This is a genomic window from Streptomyces sp. NPDC052682 (assembly GCF_040678435.1).
Classification (GTDB): domain Bacteria; phylum Actinomycetota; class Actinomycetes; order Streptomycetales; family Streptomycetaceae; genus Streptomyces.
In genome coordinates, this window is sequence record NZ_JBFATS010000005.1 from 236,252 (window position 1) to 261,710 (window position 25,459).

Annotated in this window: 29 protein-coding genes; 6 read left to right on the forward strand and 23 right to left on the reverse strand. The window is 73.3% G+C overall.

Annotation, left to right across the window (positions count from 1 at the left end; genetic code table 11):
- Positions 1 to 60: 60 nt before the first annotated feature.
- The 9 genes from AB0K80_RS09880 to hisI form a co-directional block, all read right to left on the reverse strand.
- On the reverse strand, positions 61 to 834 hold the full coding sequence (locus AB0K80_RS09880) for a thioredoxin domain-containing protein (RefSeq protein WP_365667671.1): 774 nt from the start codon (positions 832 to 834) through the stop codon (positions 61 to 63).
- An 85-nt stretch (positions 835 to 919) separates the two neighbouring features.
- Complete coding sequence (trpA, locus tag AB0K80_RS09885; protein ID WP_365667673.1) at positions 920 to 1,738, reverse strand: tryptophan synthase subunit alpha; 819 nt, start codon at positions 1,736 to 1,738, stop codon at positions 920 to 922.
- Entirely contained in the window at positions 1,735 to 3,018 is a 1,284-nt protein-coding gene (gene trpB, locus AB0K80_RS09890; protein WP_365667675.1) for a tryptophan synthase subunit beta, read from the reverse strand. Before trpB ends, trpA begins: the two co-directional genes overlap by 4 nt.
- Positions 3,019 to 3,337: 319 nt before the next feature.
- On the reverse strand, positions 3,338 to 4,147 hold the full coding sequence (trpC, locus tag AB0K80_RS09895) for an indole-3-glycerol phosphate synthase TrpC (RefSeq protein ID WP_365667677.1): 810 nt from the start codon (positions 4,145 to 4,147) through the stop codon (positions 3,338 to 3,340).
- A gap of 175 nt (positions 4,148 to 4,322) precedes the next feature.
- Entirely contained in the window at positions 4,323 to 4,757 is a 435-nt protein-coding gene (locus AB0K80_RS09900; RefSeq protein ID WP_365667679.1) for a DUF2752 domain-containing protein, read from the reverse strand.
- An 89-nt stretch (positions 4,758 to 4,846) separates the two neighbouring features.
- On the reverse strand, positions 4,847 to 5,098 hold the full coding sequence (locus AB0K80_RS09905) for an HGxxPAAW family protein (RefSeq protein WP_365667681.1): 252 nt from the start codon (positions 5,096 to 5,098) through the stop codon (positions 4,847 to 4,849).
- A 142-nt stretch (positions 5,099 to 5,240) separates the two neighbouring features.
- Positions 5,241 to 5,879, reverse strand: a complete 639-nt coding sequence (locus AB0K80_RS09910; protein WP_365667683.1) for a TIGR02234 family membrane protein — start codon at positions 5,877 to 5,879, stop codon at positions 5,241 to 5,243.
- Positions 5,880 to 5,930: 51 nt separating this feature from the next.
- Positions 5,931 to 7,442, reverse strand: a complete 1,512-nt coding sequence (locus tag AB0K80_RS09915; protein ID WP_365667685.1) for an anthranilate synthase component I — start codon at positions 7,440 to 7,442, stop codon at positions 5,931 to 5,933.
- A 9-nt stretch (positions 7,443 to 7,451) separates the two neighbouring features.
- A complete protein-coding gene (gene hisI, locus AB0K80_RS09920) occupies positions 7,452 to 7,853 on the reverse strand; it encodes a phosphoribosyl-AMP cyclohydrolase (RefSeq protein ID WP_365667687.1) in 402 nt (133 codons plus the stop codon).
- Positions 7,854 to 7,936: 83 nt separating this feature from the next.
- Here hisI and AB0K80_RS09925 point away from each other — a divergent pair, with 83 nt between their 5' ends.
- Positions 7,937 to 8,572, forward strand: coding sequence for a TIGR03085 family metal-binding protein (locus tag AB0K80_RS09925; protein WP_365667689.1), 636 nt, complete (start codon positions 7,937 to 7,939; stop codon positions 8,570 to 8,572).
- Positions 8,573 to 9,184: 612 nt separating this feature from the next.
- Here the strand turns inward: AB0K80_RS09925 and AB0K80_RS09930 are convergent.
- The 10 genes from AB0K80_RS09930 to hisD all read right to left on the reverse strand — a co-directional run bounded on the left by AB0K80_RS09930 (position 9,185) and on the right by hisD (position 16,843).
- A complete protein-coding gene (locus AB0K80_RS09930; RefSeq protein WP_365667932.1) occupies positions 9,185 to 10,414 on the reverse strand; it encodes an MFS transporter in 1,230 nt (409 codons plus the stop codon).
- Positions 10,415 to 10,440: 26 nt separating this feature from the next.
- Positions 10,441 to 11,031: a helix-turn-helix domain-containing protein gene (locus tag AB0K80_RS09935; RefSeq protein WP_365667691.1), complete on the reverse strand. Its 591-nt coding sequence runs from the start codon at positions 11,029 to 11,031 to the stop codon at positions 10,441 to 10,443.
- Between the two features lie 113 nt (positions 11,032 to 11,144).
- A complete protein-coding gene (gene hisF, locus AB0K80_RS09940; protein ID WP_365667693.1) occupies positions 11,145 to 11,900 on the reverse strand; it encodes an imidazole glycerol phosphate synthase subunit HisF in 756 nt (251 codons plus the stop codon).
- Positions 11,897 to 12,298: a RidA family protein gene (locus AB0K80_RS09945; protein WP_365667695.1), complete on the reverse strand. Its 402-nt coding sequence runs from the start codon at positions 12,296 to 12,298 to the stop codon at positions 11,897 to 11,899. Before AB0K80_RS09945 ends, hisF begins: the two co-directional genes overlap by 4 nt.
- A complete protein-coding gene (gene priA / locus AB0K80_RS09950) occupies positions 12,295 to 13,020 on the reverse strand; it encodes a bifunctional 1-(5-phosphoribosyl)-5-((5-phosphoribosylamino)methylideneamino)imidazole-4-carboxamide isomerase/phosphoribosylanthranilate isomerase PriA (protein WP_365667697.1) in 726 nt (241 codons plus the stop codon). The genes AB0K80_RS09945 and priA overlap by 4 nt, the downstream gene beginning before the upstream one ends.
- Complete coding sequence (gene hisH, locus AB0K80_RS09955) at positions 13,017 to 13,667, reverse strand: imidazole glycerol phosphate synthase subunit HisH (RefSeq protein ID WP_365667699.1); 651 nt, start codon at positions 13,665 to 13,667, stop codon at positions 13,017 to 13,019. The genes priA and hisH overlap by 4 nt, the downstream gene beginning before the upstream one ends.
- Positions 13,667 to 13,831, reverse strand: a complete 165-nt coding sequence (locus tag AB0K80_RS09960) for a hypothetical protein (RefSeq protein ID WP_365667701.1) — start codon at positions 13,829 to 13,831, stop codon at positions 13,667 to 13,669. Before AB0K80_RS09960 ends, hisH begins: the two co-directional genes overlap by 1 nt.
- Positions 13,828 to 14,421 carry an imidazoleglycerol-phosphate dehydratase HisB gene (hisB, locus tag AB0K80_RS09965; protein WP_365667703.1) on the reverse strand — a complete coding sequence of 198 codons (594 nt, stop codon included), beginning with the start codon at positions 14,419 to 14,421 and terminating at the stop codon, positions 13,828 to 13,830. The genes AB0K80_RS09960 and hisB overlap by 4 nt, the downstream gene beginning before the upstream one ends.
- Complete coding sequence (locus tag AB0K80_RS09970) at positions 14,418 to 15,527, reverse strand: histidinol-phosphate transaminase (RefSeq protein ID WP_365667705.1); 1,110 nt, start codon at positions 15,525 to 15,527, stop codon at positions 14,418 to 14,420. The genes hisB and AB0K80_RS09970 overlap by 4 nt, the downstream gene beginning before the upstream one ends.
- A complete protein-coding gene (gene hisD, locus AB0K80_RS09975) occupies positions 15,524 to 16,843 on the reverse strand; it encodes a histidinol dehydrogenase (protein ID WP_365667933.1) in 1,320 nt (439 codons plus the stop codon). The genes AB0K80_RS09970 and hisD overlap by 4 nt, the downstream gene beginning before the upstream one ends.
- 200 nt (positions 16,844 to 17,043) lie before the next feature.
- On the opposite strand from hisD, the gene AB0K80_RS09980 reads away from it, so the two are divergent.
- The 4 genes from AB0K80_RS09980 to ybaK all read left to right on the forward strand — a co-directional run bounded on the left by AB0K80_RS09980 (position 17,044) and on the right by ybaK (position 21,048).
- Complete coding sequence (locus tag AB0K80_RS09980; protein WP_365667707.1) at positions 17,044 to 18,621, forward strand: oxidoreductase; 1,578 nt, start codon at positions 17,044 to 17,046, stop codon at positions 18,619 to 18,621.
- Positions 18,622 to 18,743: 122 nt separating this feature from the next.
- A complete protein-coding gene (locus AB0K80_RS09985) occupies positions 18,744 to 19,784 on the forward strand; it encodes a hypothetical protein (RefSeq protein ID WP_365667708.1) in 1,041 nt (346 codons plus the stop codon).
- Positions 19,785 to 19,795: 11 nt separating this feature from the next.
- The gene (locus tag AB0K80_RS09990) at positions 19,796 to 20,536 is read left to right on the forward strand and encodes an LON peptidase substrate-binding domain-containing protein (protein ID WP_365667710.1); all 741 of its coding nucleotides are present in this window, start codon (positions 19,796 to 19,798) and stop codon (positions 20,534 to 20,536) included.
- Between the two features lie 11 nt (positions 20,537 to 20,547).
- Positions 20,548 to 21,048, forward strand: coding sequence for a Cys-tRNA(Pro) deacylase (ybaK, locus tag AB0K80_RS09995; protein WP_365667712.1), 501 nt, complete (start codon positions 20,548 to 20,550; stop codon positions 21,046 to 21,048).
- A gap of 72 nt (positions 21,049 to 21,120) precedes the next feature.
- On the opposite strand, the gene AB0K80_RS10000 is transcribed toward ybaK, so the two are convergent.
- The 4 genes from AB0K80_RS10000 to AB0K80_RS10015 form a co-directional block, all read right to left on the reverse strand.
- Positions 21,121 to 21,780, reverse strand: coding sequence for an AAA family ATPase (locus AB0K80_RS10000; protein WP_365667714.1), 660 nt, complete (start codon positions 21,778 to 21,780; stop codon positions 21,121 to 21,123).
- A 56-nt stretch (positions 21,781 to 21,836) separates the two neighbouring features.
- Complete coding sequence (locus AB0K80_RS10005; RefSeq protein ID WP_365667716.1) at positions 21,837 to 22,658, reverse strand: ABC transporter permease; 822 nt, start codon at positions 22,656 to 22,658, stop codon at positions 21,837 to 21,839.
- 68 nt (positions 22,659 to 22,726) lie between these two features.
- Positions 22,727 to 23,701, reverse strand: a complete 975-nt coding sequence (locus AB0K80_RS10010) for an ABC transporter ATP-binding protein (RefSeq protein ID WP_365667935.1) — start codon at positions 23,699 to 23,701, stop codon at positions 22,727 to 22,729.
- A gap of 135 nt (positions 23,702 to 23,836) precedes the next feature.
- Entirely contained in the window at positions 23,837 to 25,045 is a 1,209-nt protein-coding gene (locus AB0K80_RS10015) for an NYN domain-containing protein (RefSeq protein ID WP_365667718.1), read from the reverse strand.
- Positions 25,046 to 25,275: 230 nt separating this feature from the next.
- On the opposite strand from AB0K80_RS10015, the gene AB0K80_RS10020 reads away from it, so the two are divergent.
- Positions 25,276 to 25,437, forward strand: a complete 162-nt coding sequence (locus tag AB0K80_RS10020) for a hypothetical protein (protein ID WP_365667719.1) — start codon at positions 25,276 to 25,278, stop codon at positions 25,435 to 25,437.
- Positions 25,438 to 25,459 lie beyond the last annotated feature (22 nt).

A 25,459-nucleotide genomic window follows, 5' to 3' on the forward strand; every position in this document is an offset into this window, starting at 1 on the left:
GGACCGCGCGCACGGCAGGCAGCCCGGCAACGGCTCCGTAACGGGCGGGTGAGAGCGCCCTTACCCCTGGGCCGCCTCCTGCACCATCCGCTTCAGCTTGGCCGGGGTCATGGTGCGGTCCTGGTAGATGTTCTTCCCGTCGAACAGCACGGTCGGTGTGCCGGAGAAGCCGCCCTTGCCGAAGGCCGCGTGGGACTTGTCGACCCAGCTGTCGTGCGTGCCGTTCTTGACGCACCTGCGGAAGGCGGGGGTGTCGAGGCCGTCGACCTTACCGGCCAGCTCAAGGAGCTTGTCGTTCTTGGCGTAGGCGTCGTCGACTTCCTGGGGCTGGTTGTCGAACAGCACGTCGTGGTACGCGGCGAACTTCCCGGCGTCCTGGGCGCAGGCCGCGGCGTTGGCGGCCGTGCGGGAGCCGGTGCCGCCCAGGTTGCCGTCGATCAGCCGGACCAGGTGGTACTCCACCTTCAGCTGCCCGGCGTCGGTCAGCTCGTGGATGACCGGGCGGTAGGCCTGCTCGAAGGCCTTGCAGGCGGGGCAGCGGAAGTCCTCCCACACCGTGAGGGTGGCCGGGGCGCTCTCCTTGCCGACCGGGATGGCCAGGGCGTCCTTGCCCCGCGCCCCGGACGGCGCGGAGACCGGTCCCGCCACCTCGCTGTCGTCCTTGTCGGCGTTGGCGGCGACGACGCCGATCACCGCCGCGAGACCCAGGACGGCGACGACGGACGCGCCCACGACCAGCGCGCGCCGGCGCTTGTCCGCGGCCTCCTGCTTCTCACGCTCGACCGCCAGCCGCTCCCGGGCCGTGCGCTTTCCCTCACGGTTCTTCTCGCTCACACCCCGGAAACGAACCGGGGAGGCGCAGCGCGCCTCCCCGGCCTCAGGTCCACCCGTACGAGGGACCCGTATGACGACCCTGCGGTTACGCCTGCCGGCGTACGCCCTGGGCGAGGTCGGCGGCGAGCGCGCGGACCCCCTCGATGCCGGCCGCGTAGTCCGGGGCGTCCAGCATCCGCTTGACGAACGCGGAGCCGACGATCACGCCGTCGGCGAAGCCGGCCACCTCGGCGGCCTGGGTGGCGTCGGAGACGCCCAGGCCGACGCACACCGGCAGGTCCGTGCCCGTGGCGCGGGTGCGGGCCACCAGGTCCTGGGCCTGCGAGCTGACCGTCGCGCGGGTGCCGGTGACGCCCATGAGGGAGGCGGCGTAGACGAAGCCGCTGCCCGCCGCGGTGATCTGGGCGAGCCGGGCATCCTTGCTGCTGGGGGCGACGACGAAGACGGTGGCGAGCTGGTGCTTCTCGGCGTGCTCCCGCCACAGCGCCGACTCCTGCACCGGCAGGTCGGGCAGGATGCACCCGGCGCCGCCCGCCTCGGCGAGTTCCGCGGTGAACCGCTCGACGCCGTAGCGGTCGATGGGGTTCCAGTACGTCATGACGAGGACCGGCTTCCCGGTGGCCTGGTGGGCCTCCCGGACCGTGCGCATGACGTCGGCGATCCGCACCCCGCCGCGCAGGGCGATGTCGTCGGCGGTCTGGATGACGGGGCCGTCGAGGACGGGGTCGCTGTGCGGCAGGCCGACCTCGACGATGTCGGCGCCGCCGTCGAGGACGGCCTTGATCGCCTCGATGCCGCCGTCCACGGTCGGGAACCCGGCCGGGAGGTAGGCGATGAGCGCCGCGCGGCCCTCGGACTTCGCCGTGGCGAGGGTGTCCGTCAACAGCTGGATGGTGCCGCTCACTTGGCGTCCCCCTCGATCTCGGCGGTGCCGGAGGCGTCCTCGGCGACCTCGGCGTCGGTGTCGTACAGGCCGAAGTACCGGGCCGCGGTGTCCATGTCCTTGTCGCCGCGGCCGGAGAGGTTGACCACGATCAGCCCGTCCTCGCCGAGCTCCCGGCCGACCTCCAGGGCGCCGGCCAGCGCGTGGGCGCTCTCGATGGCCGGGATGATGCCCTCGGTCCGCGACAGCAGGCGCAGGGCCTGCATGGCCGCGTCGTCGGTGATGGCGCGGTACTCGCCGCGGCCGGAGTCCTTGAGGTAGGAGTGCTCCGGGCCGATGCCCGGGTAGTCCAGGCCGGCCGAGATGGAGTACGGCTCGGTGATCTGGCCCTCCTCGTCCTGGAGGACGTAGGAGCGTGAGCCGTGCAGGATGCCGGGCTCGCCCGCGGTCAGGGTCGCCGCGTGCTCGCCGGTGTCGATGCCGTGCCCGGCGGGTTCGCAGCCGATGAGGCGGACGGACTCGTCGGGGATGAAGGCGTGGAAGAGGCCGATGGCGTTGGAGCCGCCGCCGACGCAGGCGACGGCCGCGTCGGGCAGGCGCCCGGCGCGCTCCAGGAGCTGGCGGCGGGCCTCGACGCCGATGACCCGGTGGAAGTCGCGGACCATGGCCGGGAAGGGGTGGGGTCCGGCGACGGTGCCGAAGAGGTAGTGGGTGTGGTCGACGTTGGCGACCCAGTCGCGGAAGGCCTCGTTGATGGCGTCCTTCAGCGTGCGGCTGCCGGACTTCACGGCGATGACCTCGGCGCCCAGCATGCGCATCCGGGCCACGTTGAGCGCCTGGCGCTGGGTGTCGATCTCGCCCATGTAGATGGTGCAGTCGAGGCCGAACAGGGCGCAGGCGGTGGCGGTGGCCACGCCGTGCTGGCCGGCGCCGGTCTCGGCGATGACGCGGGTCTTGCCCATGCGCTTGGTGAGCAGGGCCTGGCCGAGCACGTTGTTGATCTTGTGGGAGCCGGTGTGGTTGAGGTCCTCGCGCTTGAGGAAGACGCGGGCGCCTCCGGCGTGTTCGGCGAACCTCGGCACCTCGGTGAGGGCGCTGGGGCGGCCGGTGTAGTGGACCAGCAGGTCGTCGAGCTCGCGGGCGAACTCGGGGTCGTTCTTGGCCTTGTCGTAGGCGACGGCGACCTCGTCGACGGCGGCGACGAGGGCCTCCGGGATGAACTTGCCGCCGAACGCGCCGAAGTAGCCCTCGGCGCTGGGGAGGTGACCCTCCGGGTCGGGGATGAAGAACTGGCTGGGCATGCGGAAACCTCACGGTGAGTGTGTGGACACTGTTCGCCGTGGGGGCGGGGCCGGCCGGCCTCAGGTCATCTGTGGCTGTGCGCGCTCACGCGGCACAGCCGCGTGGTGTCGACGCCCCGCGCCCCTGAGGGACGCGCTGCCATCGACGGCCGTTCACCTGCCCGGGTTCGTCACCGATGACGTACCTCACTCGGCGCCCGTGCACCCGGCGGGCCGGGGCACGGCAGCCCCGGGGCCGGCAGCCGCGCGCGAGGCGGGCGTACGGGTCCCTGGTCGGCAGGGCGATCGTGAGGGTCATCGGGGCCAGCTTATCGGGTGATCAGCCCCGGCCGTGCCGCAGAGCGGGATGGGCGCCGGCCGCCACCAGGTCGGAGACCGCCGTCCTGGGGTCCTTGCCGGTGACCAGCGACTCGCCGACCAGGACCGCGTCGGCGCCGGCGTTGGCGTACGCGATGAGGTCGTGCGGGCCGCGGATGCCGGACTCGGCGATCTTGACGATGCCGTCGGGGATCTCGGGGGCGACCCGCTCGAACGTGGAGCGGTCGACCTCCAGGGTCTTGAGATTGCGCGCGTTGACGCCGATGACCTTGGCGCCCGCGTCCACCGCCCGCTCCACCTCGTCCTCGTCGTGGACCTCGACGAGCGGGGTGAGCCCGATGGACACCGCGCGCTCGATCAGCGACTCCAGGGCCGGCTGGTCGAGGGCGGCAACGATCAGCAGCGCCAGGTCGGCGCCGTACGCGCGGGCCTCCCACAGCTGGTACGAGGTGACGATGAAGTCCTTGCGCAGCACGGGGATGTCCACCCGCGCGCGGACCGCCTCCAGGTCGGCCAGCGAGCCGCCGAAGCGGCGCTGTTCGGTGAGGACGGAGATGACGGCGGCGCCGCCCGCCTCGTAGTCGGCGGCGAGCCCGGCCGGGTCGGCGATCGCAGCCAGCGCGCCCTTGGACGGGCTGGAGCGCTTGACCTCGCAGATGACCTTGACGCCGTCGCCCTTGAGCGCGGCGATGCCGTCCTTGGCCGCCGGAGCCTTGGCCGCGCGCTCCTTGAGCTCGTCGAGGCTGACGCGCGCCTGCCGCTCCGCGAGGTCGGCACGGACTCCGTCGATGATCTCGTCGAGCACACTCACGCGAGCGGCCCCCTTCCAGACGGTTGGCTGTCGAAGCGGTCGGTTCCGTCGCCGGTCCGCCTCCTCGGGCGAACACCAGGCGGGATCCGATGGTCCCTGCGATGGTATCCGGAGCGGGGCGCGGGCCTCGCATCCGGTGCGCGCCGGTCCCACTACCTGGACGTCCGCCGTTCGATCAAGGATGCAGCCAGCCACCGAACGGCAGGTTCCGGACGACCGTGAAGACCAGGACCAGCGCGCCCACGCTCCACAGGTGCGCCGGCCGCGGCTCGATCCGCAGCGGCCGGCCACGCACCGCGTGGACCACCCATACGGCCCACAGCACGGCGCAACCCAGATAGCCGAGGACCGCCGCGGCGTTGTCGTGGAGCGCCGCCAGGAGGTCCCCGTGGACGACGGCGTGCGCGCTGCGCAGTCCGCCGCAGCCCGGGCAGTACAGGCCGGTGAGGCGCAGCAGCGGGCAGGCGGGGTAGTGGCCGGGCTCGTTGGGGTCCACCGCCCCCACGTACGCGAAGGCTCCGGCGACGGCCGCGAGCACGGCGGCGGGGGCGGCCAGGCGGCGCGGCAGGCTCCGTGTCGCGCCGGGGTGGTGGGTGTTCACGACAGGCATTGTGCCCGGCACGCGCGTGAGGGGCGGGTGCGGCACCGGTGTGCCGTCCGCCCCTCGACGAGGTCGTCCGCGGGTTTCCGCCGCGGGGATCAGCTCTCCGCGCGCGCCGGCTCGAGGTCCTCGGTCTTCTTGTGGACCGGGTGGAGGTCCTTCGGCTGCCCGAGGCCCATGGCCTTCATGATGCCGCCGACGACAGCGCCGAGGAGCGTGAGCCCCATGCCGGCCCAGAAGCCCACCGGCTGGTTCATCACCATGAAGGCGCCCGCGACGCAGAAACCGATGAAGGCGATGATGACACCGGTCCAGGCGGCCGGGGTGTGACCGTGGCTGCTGCCCGCCATTGCTTGCTCCTCGTTGCTGTGTGCGTGTCTGAGCAGGACGCTCGGGGTCATTGTCCCGCACGCGCGCGTGTGCCGTGAGCGGGGGTGGGCCCGGCGCGCGAACGGGCCGGCGGGGATGACGGCAACGGGCCGCAGGGGAGGCTTACGCCCCGGTGGGGTCCTCGCCCCGGTCCAGCGCCTTCCACAGTTCCTCCGGCCGGTCGGGGTCCACGGCGGGGGCGCGGCGGCGGGGCCTGGGGGCCGTGCCGCGTTCGTAGCGGCCGGACATGGCGGGCCACAGCCGGCCGTAGCGCAGGGCGAGCAGGCCGGCCAGCAGGATCAGGGCACCGCCCACGGCGGCGACGTACGGCCAGGCGGTGTGGGTGAGGGCGTCCACGGCGGCGGAGGTGTCGCCGGAGGCCTGCGCGGCCTTCTCGTCGAGCGCGGAGCTGTCGGAGGCGCCGAGCAGGGCCGCGATGACGGTGCCCGCGCCGGACAGGGCGAGCAGCGCGGCGACCACGAGGCGTCCGGCGCGGCGGACGGCGAAGACGGCGACGAGCGCGGCGAGGCCGACGATCGCCAGGGCCGCGGGCACGCCCGTGACGTCGCTGCCCTTGGCGGTCAGGGGGAAGGCGCCGCCGGCCACCGTCGCGGTGCCCTGCGACCAGCGCTGCCGGGTGGCGAGCAGCGCCACGGCCGCGCCCAGCGCGCCGCACAGCAGCGCGACGGCGAGGCTCAGACGGCTGGCCCGGGCGGAGCCGGACGGGGAACGGGGGTCAGGTGCGGCAGTCACGTACTCCACTATCGCCCGGGCCCCGGGCGATTCCTCACCCGGGGCGGCGTGAGAAGCGTCCTACCGTGCCGGGGAGGCGCCCTGCTGCCCCAGCCGGTTCGCGGTGTGCACGGCCCGCAGCACCGCCGCCGCCTTGTTGCGGCACTCGGTGTCCTCGGCGACCGGGTCGGAGTCGGCGACGATGCCGGCGCCGGCCTGGACGTACGCGGTGCCCTCCCGCAGCAGGGCCGTACGGATGGCGATGGCGGTGTCGGAGTCGCCGGCGAAGTCGAGATAGCCGACGCAGCCGCCGTACAGCCCGCGCCGGGACGGCTCGAGTTCGTCGATGATCTGCATGGCGCGGGGCTTGGGGGCGCCGGAGAGGGTGCCGGCCGGGAAGCAGGCCGTGAGCACGTCGAACGCCGTACGGCCCGCCGCGACCCGGCCCGTCACCGTGGAGACGATGTGCATCACGTGCGAGTACCGCTCGATGGACATGAAGTCGACGACCTCGACCGAGCCCGGCTCGCAGACCCGCCCCAGGTCGTTGCGGCCCAGGTCGACGAGCATGAGGTGCTCGGCGCGCTCCTTGGGGTCGGCGAGGAGTTCCTCGGCGAGGGCCTGGTCCTCCTGCGGGGTGGCGCCGCGCCACCGGGTGCCGGCGATGGGGTGGACCATGGCCTGCCCGTCCTCGACCTTGACCAGGGCCTCGGGAGAGGAGCCGACGACGTCGAAGCCGTCGAAGCGGAACAGGTACATGTACGGGGAGGGGTTGGTGGCCCGCAGCACCCGGTAGACGTCCAGCGCGCTCGCCGTGCACGGTGTCTCGAACCGCTGGGAGGGGACGACCTGGAAGGCCTCGCCGGCCCGGATGCGCTCCTTGATGTCCTCGACGGCCGCCTGGAAGTCGGGGCCGCCCCACAGTGCGGTGTACTCGGGCAGTTCCGAGGGCGGCAGCACGGCCGGCGGCTGGGCGAGCGCGCGGGACAGGTCGGCCTCCATGGCGTCGAGGCGGGCGACCGCGTCCGCGTAGGCCTCGTCGACGCCGGTGTCGAGGTCGTTGTGGTTGATCGCGTTGGCGATCAGCAGGACCGAGCCCTCCCAGTGGTCCATGACGGCCAGGTCGCTGGTCAGCAGCATGGTGAGCTCGGGAAGCCCGAGGTCGTCCCGCTCCCCCGGCCCGATCTTCTCCAGGCGGCGCACGATGTCGTAGCCGAGGTAGCCGACCATGCCGCCGGTGAAGGGCGGCAGGCCCAGGTCGTGGGCGAGGTCGCGGGGGGTGTGCAGGGCCTGGAGGGTGGCGCGCAGCACGGCGAGCGGGTCGCCGTCGACCGGGACACCGACGGGCGGGGAGCCCACCCAGTGGGCCCGGCCGTCGCGCTCGGTCAGCGTGGCGGCGCTGCGCACGCCGACGAACGAGTACCGGGACCAGGAGCGTCCGTTCTCGGCGGATTCCAGCAGGAAGGTGCCGGGGCGCTCGGCGGCGAGCTTGCGGTAGAGCGCGACGGGGGTGTCGCCGTCGGCGAGGAGCTTGCGGGTGACCGGGATGACCCGCCGGTCGCCGGCGAGCTTGCGGAACGTCTCGAGGTCCATGCGGCGACCTTACTGATCCGCGGCGGGGGCGCCGGAGTCAGCGGTGTCCTTCAGCAGCACGTCGGTGTCGAAACAGGTGCGCGCTCCGGTGTGGCAGGCGGCGCCGACCTGGTCGACCTTCACCAGCACGGTGTCGGCGTCGCAGTCCAGGGCGACGGACTTGACCCACTGGACGTGCCCCGAGGTGTCGCCCTTCACCCAGTACTCCTGGCGGCTGCGCGACCAGTAGGTGCAGCGGCCGGTGGTCAGGGTGCGGTGCAGCGCCTCGTCGTCCATCCAGCCGAGCATCAGCACCTCTCCGGTGTCGTACTGCTGGGCGATGGCGGGCAGGAGGCCGTCGGCGCTGCGCTTGAGGCGCGCGGCGATCTCCGGGTCGAGGCGGCCGGGCCGCGGGGAGGACGTGCTGGTCATGCCGACCATTGTGCCGCGCGCCACGGACCGGGCCGGTGCGGTGTCCACTGTCCGGACCGGATACGCGGTCGTAGGCTGACTCCATGTCGACCCATGCCAAGCGTGAACGACTCCTCCTCGCCGACCTGTTGGAGACCGCCGGTCCGGACGCGCCCACCCTGTGCGAGGGCTGGACGACCCGGGACCTGGCCGCGCACGTGGTGGTGCGCGAGCGCCGCCCCGACGCCGCCGGCGGCATCCTGATCAAGCAGCTCGCGCCGCGCCTGGAGAAGGTGATGGCGGAGTACACCGCGAAGCCGTACGAGGAGCTGATCCAGCTGATCCGTACCGGCCCGCCGCGTTTCTCGCCCTTCTCGTTCAAGCCGGTCGACGAGTTGTCGAACATCGTCGAGTACTACGTCCACACGGAGGACATCCGGCGTGCCCAGCCCGACTGGGCTCCGCGCGAGCTGGACTCGGTGTTCCAGGACGCCCTGTGGTCCCGTCTGGAGCGCAGCGCCCGCCTGATGGGCCGGGGCGCCCCGACCGGTCTGGTGCTGCGCCGCCCGAACGGGCAGACGGCGGTCGCCCAGCGCGGCACCCCGGTGGTGACGGTCACCGGCGAGCCGTCCGAGCTGGTGCTGTTCCTGTACGGCCGGCAGAGCGCGGCGAAGGTCGACCTGGAGGGCGACAAGGACGCGATCGCGAAGCTGCACGAGACCAAGCAGCTCGGTATCTGACCCCGGGGTTCAGCGAGGGAGACCGGCCTGGGCGGCCGGTTCCGGCGCCCAGGGTGACAGCGCGGCAGACCGCCGGGATTCGGCGCCCCGGGTGGGAACGGGCGCAGGCCGCGACGATCCGGCGCCCGGAACGCCAGCGCGGCGCAAGCCGCGCAAGACCCGGCCCCGGGGCGGCAGCACGGCGCAGGCCGCTCAAGACCCGGCCCCCGGAACGGCAGCACGGCGCAAGCCGCGAGGCACGGGCCAGTGCCCGGCCAAGCGCGCCGCACAGGGGCCAGGCCCCGCACCAGAGGTGCGGTGGGCAGCAGGCCGGCTCAAGATCAGCCGGGCAGCTCGGCGCGGTGCACCGGAGCCGCGCACAGCGCGACCAGCGCACCCACCACGCACAGCACGGCGCAAGCCGCGCAAGACCCGGCCCCGGGGCGGCAGCACGGCGCAGGCCGCTGAAGACCCGGCCCCCGGAACGGCAGCACGGCGCAGGCCGCTCAAGACCCGGCGCCCGGAACGGCAGCACGGCGCAAGCCGCGAGGCACGGGCCAGTGCCCGGCCAAGCGCGCCGCACGGGGCCAGGCCCCGCACCGGAGGTGCGGTGGGCAGCCGGTCGGCTCATGGTCAGCCGGGCAGCTCGGCGCGGCGGACCCGAGCCGCGCACAGCGCGACCAGCGCACCCACCGCGGACAGCGCGGCGCAGGCCGCGAAGACCGGGCCGGTGCCCCACCGGCCGGCCGCCCAGCCGACCAGCGGAAAGGTGAGCGGGGCGACGCCGAAGCCGACCAGGGTGGAGACCGCCGTGACGCGGCCGGCGAAGGCGGGGCCCGCCTGGGCCAGCGTCAGGGCCCCGCTCAGCGCTCCGCCCAGGCCGCACAGGAGCCCGACGATGAGGGCCACGCAGGTCGCCGCGGCCACGGACCCAGCCTGGGCGAGCCCGGCGATGGCCACGCTGCCGCCGAGTTCCGCCAGCGCCAAGACCAGCCCGGCCCGGGGCACCCGCCCGCGCAGGGTCAGCAGCAGCGAGGCGGCTCCTGCCCCGGTGCCGAACCCGGCGAGCACCCAGCCCATACCGGACGAACCCCAGCCGCGCTCCTGGGACAGCAGGGTCAGCCCCAGGTTCATCGGGCCGACGAAGCCCAGGTCGGCGAGGGCCACGGCGAGCATCAGCGGGCGCAGCACCGGATCGTGGGCCAGGTGGCGCAAGCCGTCCTTCAGCTCGCCCAGGACGGCCCTGCGCGGCTGCCGCTCGTCCGGCGGCAGCGGCCCGACCCGTACGGCCCACAGCACCGGCAGCGACACCCCGATCAGCAGCGCGGCGAGCCCGAAGGCCCCGGCCGTTCCGCCGAAGGCGATCCCGAGACCCCCGAGCGGCCCGCCGAGGACGGTGGCGAGCCGGGTCGCGAGTCCTCGCATGCCCTGGACCCGGGCGAGCTGGTCCCGGCCGGTGATGCGGGCGGGCAACGCCCCCGCGGCCGGCAGGAACACCGCGTCGACGACCCCGAAGAGCACCGCCACCGCCCCCAGCGCCCACAGCCCGGGGCGCGTCGCGAGCAGCAGCCCGGCCGCGGTGACGACGAGCAGGCAGCGCACCGCACTGCTGCCGAGCACCACCCGGCGCGGCCCGTACCGGTCGGCGACCACGCCCCCGCCCAGCATCAGCAGGGCCCGGGGCACGGCACCGACGGCCGTCACCAGTCCGGCCTGCGCGGGCGTCCCGGCCTGGACGGCCGCCCACGACAGGGCGATGTAGTAGACGCTGTCCCCGATCGCGGACGAGGTGTAGGCGCTGAGCCAGCGCAGGACGCCGGGGTCCCGGTGTGCGGGTCTCGCCGCGTCGGACACCACCGGCATGTCAGTCGTGACCACGACAATCCCCCTCAGGTGCGGAACGGAAAGGCGGCCGTGTGCAGCGCGACGTTCTCCCGCCCCGCGGTGTCCCCGGCCGCCTCGGCGGCCCGGGCCCTCTCCTGGTACCTCCGCGCCAGGGCCCGCAACTCCGCGGTGAGCTCGGCGAGTTCACCCGCCGTCAGGCGCAGCACCGTCTCGGAGGACTCGGCCGCGGCGTTCCACTCGGGACCCCAGTGGGCCCGCTCGTCGAGGTACCGGCGGTACAGGTCGGCGCGCTGCTCGAAGAAGAGCCTGCTCGCCGCGGCGTGCGCGGCGGCCTTCTCCGGGGCGTCGCGAAAGTCCTCGTCGTGGATGCTCACCCCGTCCGAGGCCGGCTGCCACCAGCGCTCCCGCCCGTCCGCGCTGCGCGGCTCGGCCTGCTCGATCAGCCCGTGTTCGGCGAGCTTGCGCAGGTGGTAGCTGACCAGCGACACGGCCTCGTCGACCTGCTCCGCGAGCTGGGAGGCGGTGGCGACCTGGGCCATCAGCAGTCCGCGGTACAGCCTCGACCTCAGGGGGTGGGCGAGCGCCTTTAGCGTGCCCAGGTCGGTGATCCGGCGGTCTCTCTCCTTGCCTTCCATGCCACCGACGCTAGATGCGAAAGAAAACTTGCACAATGGATATTGCGCAACTTTCCTTTCGCACTACCCCAGCAGAAAGCCCCGGCCGCGCACGGCCGGGGCTCACCACGAGGTCACCTGACGGGGTGTCCCGCCTCCCGCAGCGCTTGCTTCACCTGTCCGATCCGCAGGTCCCCGAAGTGGAAGACAGAAGCCGCCAGCACCGCGTCCGCGCCCGCCTCGATCGCCGGCGGGAAGTCCGCCAGCCTGCCCGCCCCGCCGGAGGCGATCACGGGAACCGTGACGTGCTTGCGGACGGCCGCGATCATCTCCAGGTCGTAGCCGTCCTTGGTGCCGTCCGCGTCCATGGAGTTGAGCAGGATCTCCCCCGCGCCGAGCTCGGCCGCCCGGTGGGCCCACTCCACGGCGTCGATCCCGGTGCCGCGACGGCCGCCGTGGGTGGTGACCTCGAAGGAGCCGGACTCGGTGCGCCGGGCGTCCACCGACAACACCAGCACCTGCCGGCCGAAGCGCTCCGCGATCTCCCGGATCAGGTCGGGCCGGGCGATCGCGGCGGTGTTGACGCCCACCTTGTCGGCGCCCGCCCGCAGCAGCTTGTCCACGTCCTCGGCCGTACGGACCCCGCCGCCGACCGTGAGCGGGATGAACACCTGCTCGGCGGTGCGGCGCACCACGTCGTAGGTGGTCTCGCGGTTGCCGGAGGACGCGGTGATGTCCAGGAACGTCAGCTCGTCGGCGCCCTCGGCGTCGTACACCTTGGCCATCTCGACCGGGTCGCCCGCGTCGCGCAGGTTCTGGAAGTTGACGCCCTTGACGACCCGGCCGTTGTCCACGTCCAGGCAGGGGATGACTCGGACCGCCAGGGTCATGAATCCACGGCTCCTCTGTATGCCTCTAGTTCCACTTCCACCAGGATGCGGGGGTCGACGAAGCCCTCGACGACCAGCAGGGTCGACACCGGCCGCACCGCGCCGAAGAACTCCTTGTGGGCGCGGCCCACATCCTCGACATCCCGCGCATGGGTCAGGAACATACGCGTACGGATCACGGAGTCGACGCCGAGCCCGTACTCGCCGATCGCCTCCAGCGCGCTGGTGAAGGCCACCTTGGCCTGCTCGTACGGGTCGCCCTCCCCGTAGAGCACACTGCCCTTGAAGGACGTGGTGCCCGCCACCAGCACACGGTCGCCCGCCGCCACGGCGCGTGCGAAACCGAAGGACTCTTCCCAGGGACTCCCGCTCTGCACACGCCGCACGGCTTCGCTCATCTCGACACAGCCTCCAAGGCCTCTTCCAGGGTGAACGCCTTCGCGTACAGCGCCTTCCCTACGATCGCCCCCTCGACACCGAGCGGAACCAGCTCGGCGATGGCCCTGAGGTCGTCCAGCGAGGAGACGCCGCCGGAGGCGACCACCGGGCGGTCGGTCGCCGCGCACACGTTCTTCAGCAGCTCCAGGTTGGGGCCCTGCAGGGTGCCGTCCTTGGCGATGTCCGTGACGACGTACCGGGCACAGCCCTCCTGGTTGAGCCGCTCCAGCGTCTCGTAGAGGTCGCCGCCGTCGCGGGTCCAGCCGCGGCCGCGCAGGGTGGTGCCCCGTACGTCGAGACCGACCGCGATCTTGTCGCCGTGCTCGGCGATGACCTTGGCGACCCACTCGGGGGTCTCCAGGGCGGCCGTGCCGAGGTTCACGCGCGTGCAGCCGGTGGCGAGGGCCGCGGCCAGGGTGTCGTCGTCCCGGATGCCGCCGGAGAGCTCGACCTTGATGTCCATGGCCCGGGTGACCTCGGCGATCAGCTCCCGGTTGTTCCCGGTGCCGAACGCGGCGTCCAGGTCCACCAGGTGCAGCCACTCGGCGCCCGAGCGCTGCCAGGCGAGGGCGGCCTCCAGCGGGGAGCCGTAGGAGGTCTCGGTGCCGGACTCGCCGTGCACCAGGCGGACGGCCTGCCCGTCGCGGACGTCGACGGCGGGGAGGAGTTCGAGCGTGCTCACAGTGTTCCGATCCAGTTGGTGAGGAGCTGGGCTCCGGCGTCGCCGGACTTCTCGGGGTGGAACTGGGTCGCCCACAGGGCGCCGTTCTCGACGGCGGCGACGAACGGCTTGCCGTGGGTGGACCAGGTGACGAGCGGGGCCCGCATCGCCGGGTTGTGCGCCTCGAGCGACCAGTCGTGGACGGCGTAGGAGTGCACGAAGTAGAAGCGGGCGTCCGCGTCGAGGCCCGCGAACAGCTCCGAGCCGGCCGGCGCGTCCACCGTGTTCCAGCCCATGTGGGGCACGACGTCGGCCTGGAGCGGCTCCACCGAGCCGGGCCACTCGGCGAGGCCCTCGCTCTCCACGCCGTGCTCGATGCCGCGCGCGAAGAGGATCTGCATGCCGACGCAGATGCCCATCACCGGGCGGCCGCCGGACAGCCGGCGCTCGATGATCCAGTCGCCGCGCGCCTCCTTCAGCCCCTTCATGCAGGCGGCGAAGGCGCCGACGCCGGGCACCAGCAGCCCGTCGGCGTTCATGGCCGTGTCGTAGTCGCGGGTGATCTCCACGTCGGCTCCCGCGCGCGCCAGGGCGCGTTCGGCGGAGCGGACGTTGCCGAAGCCGTAGTCGAAGACCACGACCTTCTTGGCGGTCCCGGTGGTGCTCATCAGTTCCACACCTCCAGCCTCATGACACCGGCGACGAGACAGAGCGCGGCACCGATCGAGAGCAGCACGATGAGGCTCGTCGGCATCTTCTGCTTGACGAAGGAGATGATCCCGCCGACCAGGAAGAGGCCGACGACGATCAGCAGGGTCGAGATGCCGTTCACAGCGCGCCCTTCGTGGAGGGCAGGATGCCCGCGGCGCGCGGGTCCCGCTCGGAGGCGTACCGCAGAGCCCGGGCCAGCGCCTTGAACTGGCACTCGACGATGTGGTGCGCGTTGCGCCCGTAGGGCACGTGCACGTGCAGCGCGATCTGCGCCTGGGCGACGAAGGACTCCAGGATGTGCCGGGTCATGGTGGTGTCGTACTGGCCGATCATCGGCGCCATGTTCTCCGGCTCGGTGTGCACCAGGTACGGCCGGCCCGACAGGTCGACGGTGACCTGGGCGAGGGACTCGTCCAGCGGCACCGTGCAGTTGCCGAAGCGGTAGATGCCCACCTTGTCGCCGAGGGCCTGCCTGAAGGCGGCGCCCAGCGCCAGGGCGGTGTCCTCGATGGTGTGGTGCGAGTCGATGTGCAGGTCGCCCTCGGTCTTCACGGTCAGGTCGAACAGACCGTGCCGGCCGAGCTGGTCGAGCATGTGGTCGTAGAAGCCGACGCCGGTGGAGATGTCGGTCTTGCCGGTGCCGTCGAGGTCGATCTCGACGACCACCGAGGTCTCCTTGGTGGTGCGCTCCACGCGTCCTACGCGGCTCATGAACTTGGCTCCTTCTTCAACTGACGGACCGCGTCGAGGAACGCGTCGTTCTCCTCCGGTGTTCCGGCGGTGACCCGCAGCCACCCCGGTACGCCGTTGTCCCGGACCAGCACGCCCCGGTCGAGGATCCGCTGCCAGGCCTCGTGGGCGTCGGGGAAGCGGCCGAACTGCACGAAGTTGGCGTCCGACTCGGTCACCTCGTAGCCGATCGCGCGCAGTTCGGCGACCAGCCGGTCGCGCTCGGCCTTGAGCTGCTCGACGTAGCCCAGCAGCGTGTCGGTGTGCTCCAGGGCGGCCAGGGCGGTCGCCTGGGTGACGGCCGACAGGTGGTAGGGCAGCCGTACGAGCTGGACGGCGTCCACGACGGCCGGGTGCGCGGCGAGGTAGCCCAGGCGCAGGCCGGCGGCGCCGAACGCCTTGGACATGGTGCGCGAGACGACGAGGTGCGGCCGCCCCTCGAGCAGCGGCAGCAGCGAGTTCCCGTGGCTGAACTCGATGTACGCCTCGTCGACCACCACCATCGACGGTTTGGCCGCCTGGGCGGCCTCGTACAGCGCGAGGACGGTCTCGCGCGGGACCGCGTTGCCGGTGGGGTTGTTGGGGGTGGTGATGAAGACGACGTCCGGCCGGTGCTCGGCGATGGCCCGCCGGGCCGCGGGCAGGTCGATGGTGAAGTCGTCGCCCCGGGGGCCGGAGATCCAGCCGGTGCCGGTGCCGCGGGCGATCAGGCCGTGCATCGAGTACGACGGCTCGAAGCCGATCGCCGTGCGGCCCGGGCCGCCGAAGGTCTGCAGCAGCTGCTGGAGGACCTCGTTGGAGCCGTTGGCGGCCCAGACGTTGGCCGGGCCGACCTGGTGGCCGGAGGTCCGGGTGAGGTACTCGGCCAGCTTGGTGCGCAGTTCGACCGCGTCCCGGTCGGGGTAGCGGTTGAGGCTGCGGGCCGCCTCGCGGACCCGCTCGGCGATCCGCTCGACCAGCGGCTCGGGCAGCGGGTAGGGATTCTCGTTGGTGTTCAGCCGGACGGGGACGTCCAGTTGGGGCGCGCCGTAGGGGGACTTGCCGCGCAACTCGTCCCGTACGGGGAGATCGTCGATACCGAACGTCACTGACCGGGCACCTTCCAGCCGAACCTCGCCTTGATCGCCGCGCCGTGCGCGGGCAGGTCCTCCGCCTCCGCCAGCGTGACCACGTGGTGCGCCACCTCGGCCAGCGCGTCCCGCGTGTAGTCCACGATGTGGATGCCGCGCAGGAACGACTGGACGGACAGGCCGGAGGAGTGGCAGGCGCAGCCGCCGGTGGGCAGGACGTGGTTGGAGCCCGCCGCGTAGTCGCCGAGCGAGACGGGCGCCCAGGGGCCGACGAAGATCGCGCCGGCGTTCTTGACGCGGCCGGCGACCGCGGCGGCGTCGGCCGTCTGGATCTCCAGGTGCTCGGCGCCGTACGCGTCGACGACCCTCAGGCCCCCGTCGATGCCGTCGACCAGGACGATCGCGGACTGCCTGCCGGAGAGCGCCGGGCGGATGCGGTCCTCGACGTGCTTGGTGGCGGCGATCTGCGCCTGGAGCTCCTTTTCCACCGCGTCCGCGAGCTCCACGGAGTCGGTGACCAGGACGGCGGCGGCCAGCGGGTCGTGCTCGGCCTGGCTGATCAGGTCGGCGGCGACGTGCACCGGGTCGGCCGTGGAGTCCGCGAGGATCGCGATCTCGGTCGGGCCGGCCTCGGCGTCGATGCCGATCCTGCCGGTGAAGTAGCGCTTGGCGGCGGCGACCCAGATGTTGCCCGGGCCGGTGACCATGTTCGCGGGCGGGCAGGACTCGGTGCCGTAGGCGAACATCGCCACCGCGGTGGCACCGCCGGCGGCGTAGACCTCGTCGACGCCGAGCAGGGCGCAGGCCGCCAGGATGGTCGGGTGCGGCAGGCCGCCGAACTCGGCCTGGGCCGGGGAGGCGAGCGCGATGGACCCGACGCCGGCCTCCTGGGCCGGCACGACGTTCATGACGACGGAGGACGGGTACACCGACCGGCCGCCGGGCGCGTACAGCCCGACCCGCTCGACCGGCACCCACTTCTCGGTCACCGAGCCGCCGGGCACCACCTGGGTGGTGTGGGTGGAGCGGCGCTGGGCGCGGTGCACCAGGCGGGCGCGGCGGATGGACTCCTCCAGCGCCGCGCGCACGGCCGGGTCCAGTTCCTCCAGGGCGCGGGTGAGCGCCGCCGCCGGGACCCGCACCTGGTCGAGCTTCACTCCGTCGAACTTCTCGGCGAAGTCGATCAGCGCCGCGTCGCCCCGATGATGCACGGCCTCGCAGATCGGACGCACCTTCTCCAGGGCGGCCGCCACGTCGAAGTCGGCTCGGGGCAGCAGGTCGCGCAGGGCGGGGCCCTCCGGAAGGGCGTCGCCGCGCAGATCGATTCGGGCCAGGAAGGAATAGTGCAGCACGGGCTCAATTCTCTCAGACCCCGTCGGCGCGCCGTCGCCGCGTTCCAGTGGCTGATACAGGTCGCTTCAGGAACTCGGCCCCCACGATCTCCGTCACTTTCGGTGTTCAGGGAGTCACACAGTGGGCATGAACGGGTGTACGAGGCACTGACCCGCGAGTAGCCGGGGAGGAAGGGAGAGCTGTGACCGAAGGGGCCCGCCTGCGTGCCGGGGATCCGCCGGCCGACCTGACCGCCGCGGAGGCCGGCATGTGGCAGGCCTTCCGCAACGGCAGTGTGTACGACCTGAGCAGCGGGGACGCGGTCGTCGACGATCCCCACGGCGGACACCCCTGGGGGCCGGAGCGGACCGTGCGGGCCCGGATCGTGTGCTGGCTGCTGCTGGACGGGCCTTCCCCGCTGGCGGGCCGGGTGTCGTCGCTGAAGCTGGTGGGCGTGCAGATCAGCGGCACCGTCGACCTCGCGGGCGGCACGGTGGAGCCGTACGTCGAGATGCGCGGCTGCCGCTTCGAGCGGGAGATCCTGCTGCCGGAGTCCCGCTTCACGACCGTGCGGCTGGTGGACTGCTCCGTTCCGCGGCTGGAGGCGGCCCGCCTGCACACCGAGGGCGACCTGCACCTGCCCCGCTGCCGGTTCCACGGCGGCATACGGCTCACCGACGCGCAGATCGGCACGGATCTGCTGCTCAACCAGGCGATCGTGTACCGGGACCGCGGCGGCCGCTCGATCGCGGCGGACGGCATGACCGTCGGGCAGGACTTACAGGCGGAGCTGCTGGAGTCGCACGGCGAGCTGAGCCTGCGCGCCGCCACCATCGGCGTGTCGCTGAGCCTGCGCGGCGCCCGGCTGGCCAACCCCTCCGCGCGGCTCGCGCTGAACGCCCCGCAGCTGACCGTCGAGCGGACCCTGTACCTCACCCCTGCGGGCCTGGGCGGCCAGGCGCTCAGCGGTGCGACGCCGGCGCGTGGCACGCGCGTGCAGCGGTTCGAGTGCCGGGGCGGGATTCGGCTGGACGACGGGCGGTTCGGGGACGCGGTCGACCTGGAGTCGGCGCGGTTCACCCTCACGGACGAACAGGAGCTGTCGCTGCGCCGGGTGCAGACGCCGGAGCTGCGCTTCCTCGGGGAGCGGCCCGCACGCGGGCACGTGGTGCTGTCGGGGGCGCGGATCGTCAACCTGATGGACCGCGCGGACAGCTGGCCGGGCCCGGGCCGGCTGCACATGGGCGGTTTCAGCTACGAGAACCTCGTGCCGCGCGGCCCGTTCACGCTGGCCCAGCGGCTGGACTGGGTGGCCGCCGCGACGGCCGAGTACAACCCGGAGCCCTACGAGCGGCTGGCCGCCGTGCTGCGGGCCGGGGGCGAGGACGAGGACGCCCGCGAGGTGCTGCTCGCCAAGCAGCGCCGGCGCCGCGAGAGCCTGCCGCTCGCCGCCAAGCTGTGGGGGTACGCCCAGGACTGGACGGTCGCCTACGGTTACCGGCCGGGCCGGGCGGCGGTGTGGATGGCGGTGCTGTGGGCGGCGGGTTCGTTCGCCTTCGCGCACGCCGACCATCCGCCGCTCAAGAGCGGTGAGCATCCGGACTGGAACGCCGCCCTGTTCGCCCTCGACCTGCTGCTGCCGGTCATCGACCTGGGGCAGGTGGGCTTCTGGCAGCTGCGCGGCGGCTGGCAGTGGCTGGCCACGGTCATGATCCTGCTGGGCTGGGTGCTGGCGACGACGGTGGCGGCGGGGGCGACGCGGCTGCTGCGGCGCGGCTGAGTGTGGTTCTTGTGACCAAGGTTGTTGAACGGTCACCTTTTTGCCGTGCCTTGACCGGGTGACGTACAACCTTTGGCGAGTATCGTGAAGACTCTGGCGCCGTCATGACCTGCGGTCTTTCAATGGTCGGCACCATGGCTCTGCTGCCCCCGTTCATCCGCACGACCCGGATGGCAAGGACCGTCTCCCGCCCCGCCGCCGCACCGCCCGCCGACGACGAGGTGGTGCTCGACGCGCCCGACGACCGCCTGTCCCCCGCGCTGGTCGGCGCCGCCGACGGCACGTACGAGGCCGCCGCCGAGCTGCTCGCCGCCACCCGCGCGGCAGCCGAGTGGGAGCGCCGCGACCGGTACGCGACCCGGCTGGCCGCCTTCGCGCGCTCCCGCCCCGAGTGGCTGGAGGCCTGGCACGCCGCCGCCCCGCAGGATCCCGACGCCCTGCTGGTCCTGGCCCAGCTGGCGGTGGACCGCGCCTGGCAGTCCCCGGCCCGGGCCGAGCTGCTGCGCGAGGTGAGCCCGCTGATCACGGCCGCCGCCCGGGCCGAGGACCGGGACCCGGTGCCGTGGCGGGTCGCGCTGGACCACGCGCGGGGCGCGCAGGCCGGGCACACGTACTTCGAGGAGCTCTGGGCGGCCGCCGTCCGCCGGGCCCCGCACCACTACGGCTGCCATGTCGCGGCCCTGCGCTACCTGGCCGAGTCCTGGCACGGTTCGCACCGCGAGTGCTTCGACTTCGCCGACCGGGCCGCGCAGGACGCCCCGGCCGACTCGCTCGTGCAGGCGCTGCCGCTGCACGCCGCGTTCGCCTACCTCACCGACGGCTGCGGACCCGAGGTGCCGCGCGCGCGGCTGGACGCGGCCGCCGACCGGGCGGTCGCGCTGTCCCCCCTGCTCCCGCAGGCCGACCCGTGGCCCGCGCGGATGCGCAATCTGCTGCTGTTCGTCCTGGTGCGCCTGGAGCGCTGGGGCGACGCGGCCGAGCAGCTGCGCCTGAACGGCCCGTACGCCACGTCCTTCCCCTGGGACCGGCTGTCGGACGACCCGCTCGGCGACTTCCTGCGGGTGCGCGAGGACATCCGGGCCGCGGTGGCCGGGCGGCCGCCGTCGCGTCCGTGGCAGCCACCAGGCGGGCACGGCGAACGCAACCGGTCCGGCGACCATTAGGCTTCTGCGTCGTGACCACCGTCCGGCTGCCGCTCTTCCCCCTGAACTCGGTGCTCTTCCCAGGGCTCGTGCTCCCGCTCAACGTCTTCGAGGAGCGCTATCGCGCCATGATGCGCGAGTTGCTGAAGACCCCGGAGGACGAACCGCGCCGGTTCGCCGTCGTGGCGATCCGCGACGGCCACGAGGTGGCGCCGAGCGCCCCGGGCATGCCCGACCCGACAGCGCTGCCCGAGCGGGGCCCCGCGGCCGGCTTCGGCCCCGACCCGCTGAAGTCCTTCCACAAGGTGGGCTGCATCGCGGACGCGGCCACCATCCGGGAGGGCACCGACGGCACCTTCGAGGTGCTGGCCACCGGCACGACCCGGGTGCGGCTGCTGTCGGTGGACGCCTCCGGGCCGTTCCTGACCGCGGAACTGGCGCCGCTGGCCGAGGAGCCCGGCGACGAGGCGGGCCCGCTGGCCGAGGGCGTGCTGCGGTCCTTCCGGCAGTACCAGAAGCGGCTCGCGGGAGCCCGGGAGCGGTCGCTGGCGACCGGCGCGGACCTGCCGGACGAGCCGGGCGTCGTCTCCTACCTGGTGGCCGCCGCGATGATGCTGGACACGCCGACCAAGCAGCGCCTGCTGCAGGCTCCGGACACCGCCTCCCGCCTGCGCGACGAACTGAAACTCCTTCGCTCGGAGACGGCCATCATCCGTAGTCTGCCGTCGTTGCCGGCGTCGGAGCTGACGCGCGGCCCGACGAGTCTCAACTGAAGCGGATCCGCATGGCGAAGAAGGCGAAGAAGCAGCAGTCCGGGGGCACGCCCGCGACGGTGGCCCTGACAGCCGCCGAAGTCCACTACACGGTCCACGCCTACGACCACGACCCCTCCCACCCGTCCTACGGCCAGGAGGCGGCCGAGGCGATGGGCGTCTCGCCGGACCGGGTCTTCAAGACCCTGGTGGCGGACGTCGACGGCACCCTGACGGTGGCCGTGGTCCCGGTCGCGGGCCAGCTGGACCTGAAGGCCCTGGCCTCGGCGGTGGGCGGCAAACGCGCCACGATGGCGGACCCGGCCCTGGCGGAACGCACCACGGGCTACGTCCGCGGCGGCATCTCCCCCCTGGGACAGCGCAAGAAGCTCCCGACGGTCATCGACGCATCGGCCTCGTCACACGAGACGATCTGCGTCTCGGCGGGCCGCCGGGGCCTGGAGGTGGAGCTCTCCCCACAGGACCTGGCGAAGCTGACGGACGCGGTCCTGGCGCCCATCGGCCGGGCCTGACACGGCCGCCCGGGCCCGCGTGCCTCCCCCCAGCGCCTCGAAAGCCTGGGGGGAGCGCCCGACACCGCGCCGCTATACCCCGGCAGGTCCCTGGTACGCCCCGTCGGCATACCCCGGCTCGGGATCCCGGGGGCCGAACAGCGCCGTGAGCCCCAGGTGCACCACCAGCCCGGCGAGCGGCCAGGCCAGCAACGCCCCCTTGGCGCCCAGCTTCATCGGCGCCGAGAAGGTGACCCCCTTGCCGGCCTGCTTGGCATGGGCGATCACATCCTGCGCGGGCCCGAGCCAGACGCCGAGCCGCCAGGCCAGCAACGACCCGAGCAGCCCTCCGACGCCCAGCGCCACCACCAGCGGCACGCCCCCGCGCCGCCGCAGCGCGAAGACGGCCACCGCGCTCACCAGCCCGAAGGCCAGCGCGAGCAGCGTGAACGTGCCGTCCACCCCGACCGCCTGCTCCCCCTCGGTGTCCTTGAGGTAGACGACCCAGTTGCCGTCCACCACGTCACCGACCAGCGGCACCCGCGGCGCCAGCCACCACCACAGCAGTCCCAGCAGCGCACCGCCGAGCGCCACCGCCACCGTGATGACGGCTGCTTCCCGCACTTCGGCCTTCATCCCCGGGCCGTCCTGTCCGTATCCCCCGGCGTCGTGACCGTGGGGCGGCGGGGTCTGCCATCCCTGGTGCGTCGAGTGGTCATGCGGGGGCGGGGGTGGAGTAAGCGGTGCGGTCACTCTGCCATCGTGCCAGGTACCCCTGTGCGACGCGTCACCGGACGAGCGCCCCGCCGTCACCGGACGGCCGCCCGGCGGTAGGCCCAGGTGGCGACGGCCAGGGAGACGACGCCGACCATCCCGCACACCGCGAGGTCCCCGAGCACGAACGCCCAGTCCGGGTGCGGCCCGAACGTCCGCGCGAACGCCTCGACGCCGTACGTCGACGGCAGCAGGTCGCGCGCGAGCCGCACCACCTCCGGCATCCGGTCGGCCGGCAGCACGCCGAGCAGCAGCGCCGCCGACATGCCGAGCTGTCCGAGCAGCGTGGCCAGTTCCGGCCGGGGCGCGAGCAGCCCCAGGGCCGCCCCCAGCCCGGCGAGCGCGGCGCCCGCCAGCGGGATGACGGCGACGAGCACCCACAGGTGCGCCAGCGGCAGCCCGAACAGCACGCACCCGAAGACGGCGGTCACCACGGTCCCCGGCACGGTGAAGGAGGCGTACGCGCCCGCCGCCCCCAGCACCACGGCCGCCGGCGGCACCGGCAGCGTGGCGTAGTGGTCGAGCCCGCCGCTGGCCCGCAGCTGACCGAAGTACTGCGCGAGCAGGTTCAGCGCCACGAAGGCCACCACCAGTACCGACGCCCCGGCGACCACGGCGCGCGCCTCGCCCCCGCCGTCCACGACCCCGCGCATCAGGATCATGATCCCGATCGACTGGAAGGTCGCCACGAACAGCAGCGGAATGCGCGCGACCCGGGCCCGGGACAGCTGCGCCCGGTACACGGCCGCCAGCGACGGCCACAGCCGCGCCCGCGGCCCGAGCTCGGCCGGGCCCGGGGCGTTCTCCGGCGCGGCCAGGGCGCTGCCCGGCAGGACATCGGCGGGTACGACACTCACGTCGCGCTGCTTCCCTTCACCAGTTCCGGCCCTCGCCCTCTTGCGTACGGATCCGGCCGTCCATGTGCTCACGCTTTCACCAGCCCCTGCTGCGCGGCCCCGCCCAGCGCCAGGTACACGTCCTCCAGGCTGGGGGTGGCGAGCGTGAAGTCGTCCAGGGCGGCGAACGCGGCCCCGCCGGTGACGGTGGCGACGACCGCGCGGGCCTCCTCGGGCGCCAGCCGCAGGGTCCAGCGGCGGCCGGCCTCCGCGGCCCGGTCCCGCAGCGCGGCGACCTCGGGGACGTGGAGCGGGGCCGCCGCGCGCCACACCAGGTCGACGCGTACCTCTCCGGCGACCTTCTCCTTGAGTCCGGCCGGGGTGTCGCAGGCGATCACCCGGCCCCGGTCGAGGACGGCGACCCGGTCCAGGACGGTCTCGGCCTCGATCACGTTGTGGGTGACGAGCAGCACGGTCGTCCCGCGTTCGGCGCGTCGCCGGTCCACGGCGGACCACACCGCGCGCCGGGCCACGGGGTCCATGCCGGTGGTCGGCTCGTCGAGGACGAGCAGCGGCCGCTCCCCCACCAGCGCGGCGGCGAAGCAGGCGAGCCGCCGCTGGCCGCCGGACAGCTTCTTCAGCGGGCGTCCGGCGAGCGGGGCGAGGCCCAGTTCGTCGAGGACGGCGTCCCGCTCGGCCCGGGCCTGCCGCGCGTCCAGGCCGCGCAGCCGCCCGGTGGTCTCGGCGGCCAGGGACACGGTCAGCTCGTCGAGGGCGGTGGACTCCTGCCCGAGGTAGGCGAGGATCCGTGAGGCCCGTTCGGGGTGGCGCACGATGTCGTGCCCGAGGATCTCCACGCTGCCGTGGTCGGGCCGCATCAGGCCGGTGAGCTGCCTGACGAGGGTGGACTTGCCGGCCCCGTTCGGCCCGAGCAGCCCGAAGATCTCACCGCGCCGGATGTCCAGCCGTACGTCGTCGGTGGCCCGGACCTCAGGCGTCGCCGGGGCGCCGCGCCGCCCGCGCACGGCCGGATAGGTCTTGGTCAGTCCGCGCACCGCGCACACGACGTCACCACCGTGCCGAAGTGCCTGTGCCGCGCGCGTACTCACAAGGGACGAGCCTACGGGGTCCGGGACCCCGCTCTGTTCTCGGGTCGGTCCACAACGGGAAATCCGCCGGTAAAGATCTCGGGCCCCCGGTCAGTCGGCGGCCGGGGTGCGCTCGACGCCCGTACGGACGTCGATCTCCCGCCAGAACCCGGCCCGGATCGCGTACCGGTCCCGTTCGTCGATCTGGTCGTCCTTGTGCGCGAGCAGGCCGAAGCGGGCCGCGTAGCGCAGCAGCTCCCCGTCGATGCGGTGCGGGATGCGCGGGTACATCGTGGAGAGCTTCTGCAGGTGGCCGTGGTCGCCGAGGCGGTCCACCCAGCGCCGCGCGAAGACCTGCCCCACCTCGTAGGGGTCGCCGCCGACGGTGGTGATGTCCTCCTCGCGGTCGGCCCACCGCTGCTCGGCGGTGGTCAGCTGGGCGAGGGTGGGCATGGAGGCTGCCTCGGGGGGCTCGGTGACGGGCCGGTCGACCCAGCCCTTGTCGGAGGACCAGCGCAGGGTGGCGGTGGCCGGATGCTGGGCGGGCGGGGTGCCGGGGGCGCGCAGGGCGGCCAGGTCCTTGGGGGTGGGCACCCCTTTGGGCGCGGGGGTCCGGTCCGCGGTGCCGTTCTGCGCGGCGGCGGCCGGGTGCTGCGGCTGCGGGGCGGGGCGCTCGGTGGCCGTGGCGAGCGCGGACTCGGGCAGCGGCGCGGAGAGGATCGCGGCGATCTCGGGCCGGGGAGCGGGCGGCGGCGCGCACACCCCGGTGAGCTCCTTGGGGCGGACCGCCTTGGTGATCCACGTACGGTCCAGGACGCGCCGTTCGTCGGCTTCGGCGACCAGGTCCTCGGACTGGTTGTAGTCGCCGTCGGCGGCCTGGACGGCCCACAGGTGCACCGCGACGCCGTGTTCCTTGGCGGCCATCATGCCGGGCAGCAGGTCGCCGTCGCCGGTGACCAGGACGATGTCGGAGCAGGCGCGGTTGCGGGCCAGCTCGGTGAGCTCGGCGTGCATGGCGGCGTCCACGCCCTTCTGCGCCCAGCGGCCGTCGCTGCGGGTCAGCGCGCCGAGCCGGACGGTGACCCGGGGCATGACACGCAGCCGGCGGTGCTCGGGCTGCGGCACGCGGTCGGGGGCGCCGTCGAACCAGTAGATGCGCAGCAGGGGCTGCTGGGTGTCGGCTTCGGCGCGTTCGCGCAGGCCCTGGATGAGGGCGGCGTGGTCGACGGTGATCCGGGACCGCGAGGGCTCGCCGGCGAGGAGGCTCGCCGCGGCTCCCAGCAGATACCCGGCGTCCACCAGGACGATGCAGCGGTCCACGCGACTCACCCTCTTCCTGGGAGGTTTGCTTCGGGCTTGCTTCGAGTCTGCCCGACGACGCATCGGTTAACGGCCGGAACTCGATCTTCGGCGTGGCGTGTGCGGACTTCGGCTGCGACCGGTCCGGCCACCAACCCTGTCACAGACGGTAATTGTCCGACATGCGTGCGTTGTCGGGGTGTGTGAATCTGATCCCGGCCCTGGCCCCTAGATTCCCAGGAGGCAACACCATGGCCAAGAACAAGAACCGTGAGCGTAAGCAGCGTCCGACCGAGCGTGGTCAGCGGGCGGACCGGAACCCCGCGACCGAGTCGGAGCCCCAGTCCGACGTGGAGACGACGCCCGGCGAGGTGGCGTCCCGCAAGCGCAAGCGCAGCTTCGGCCACAACTGAATCTCCGTGACGGGCTGTTGCG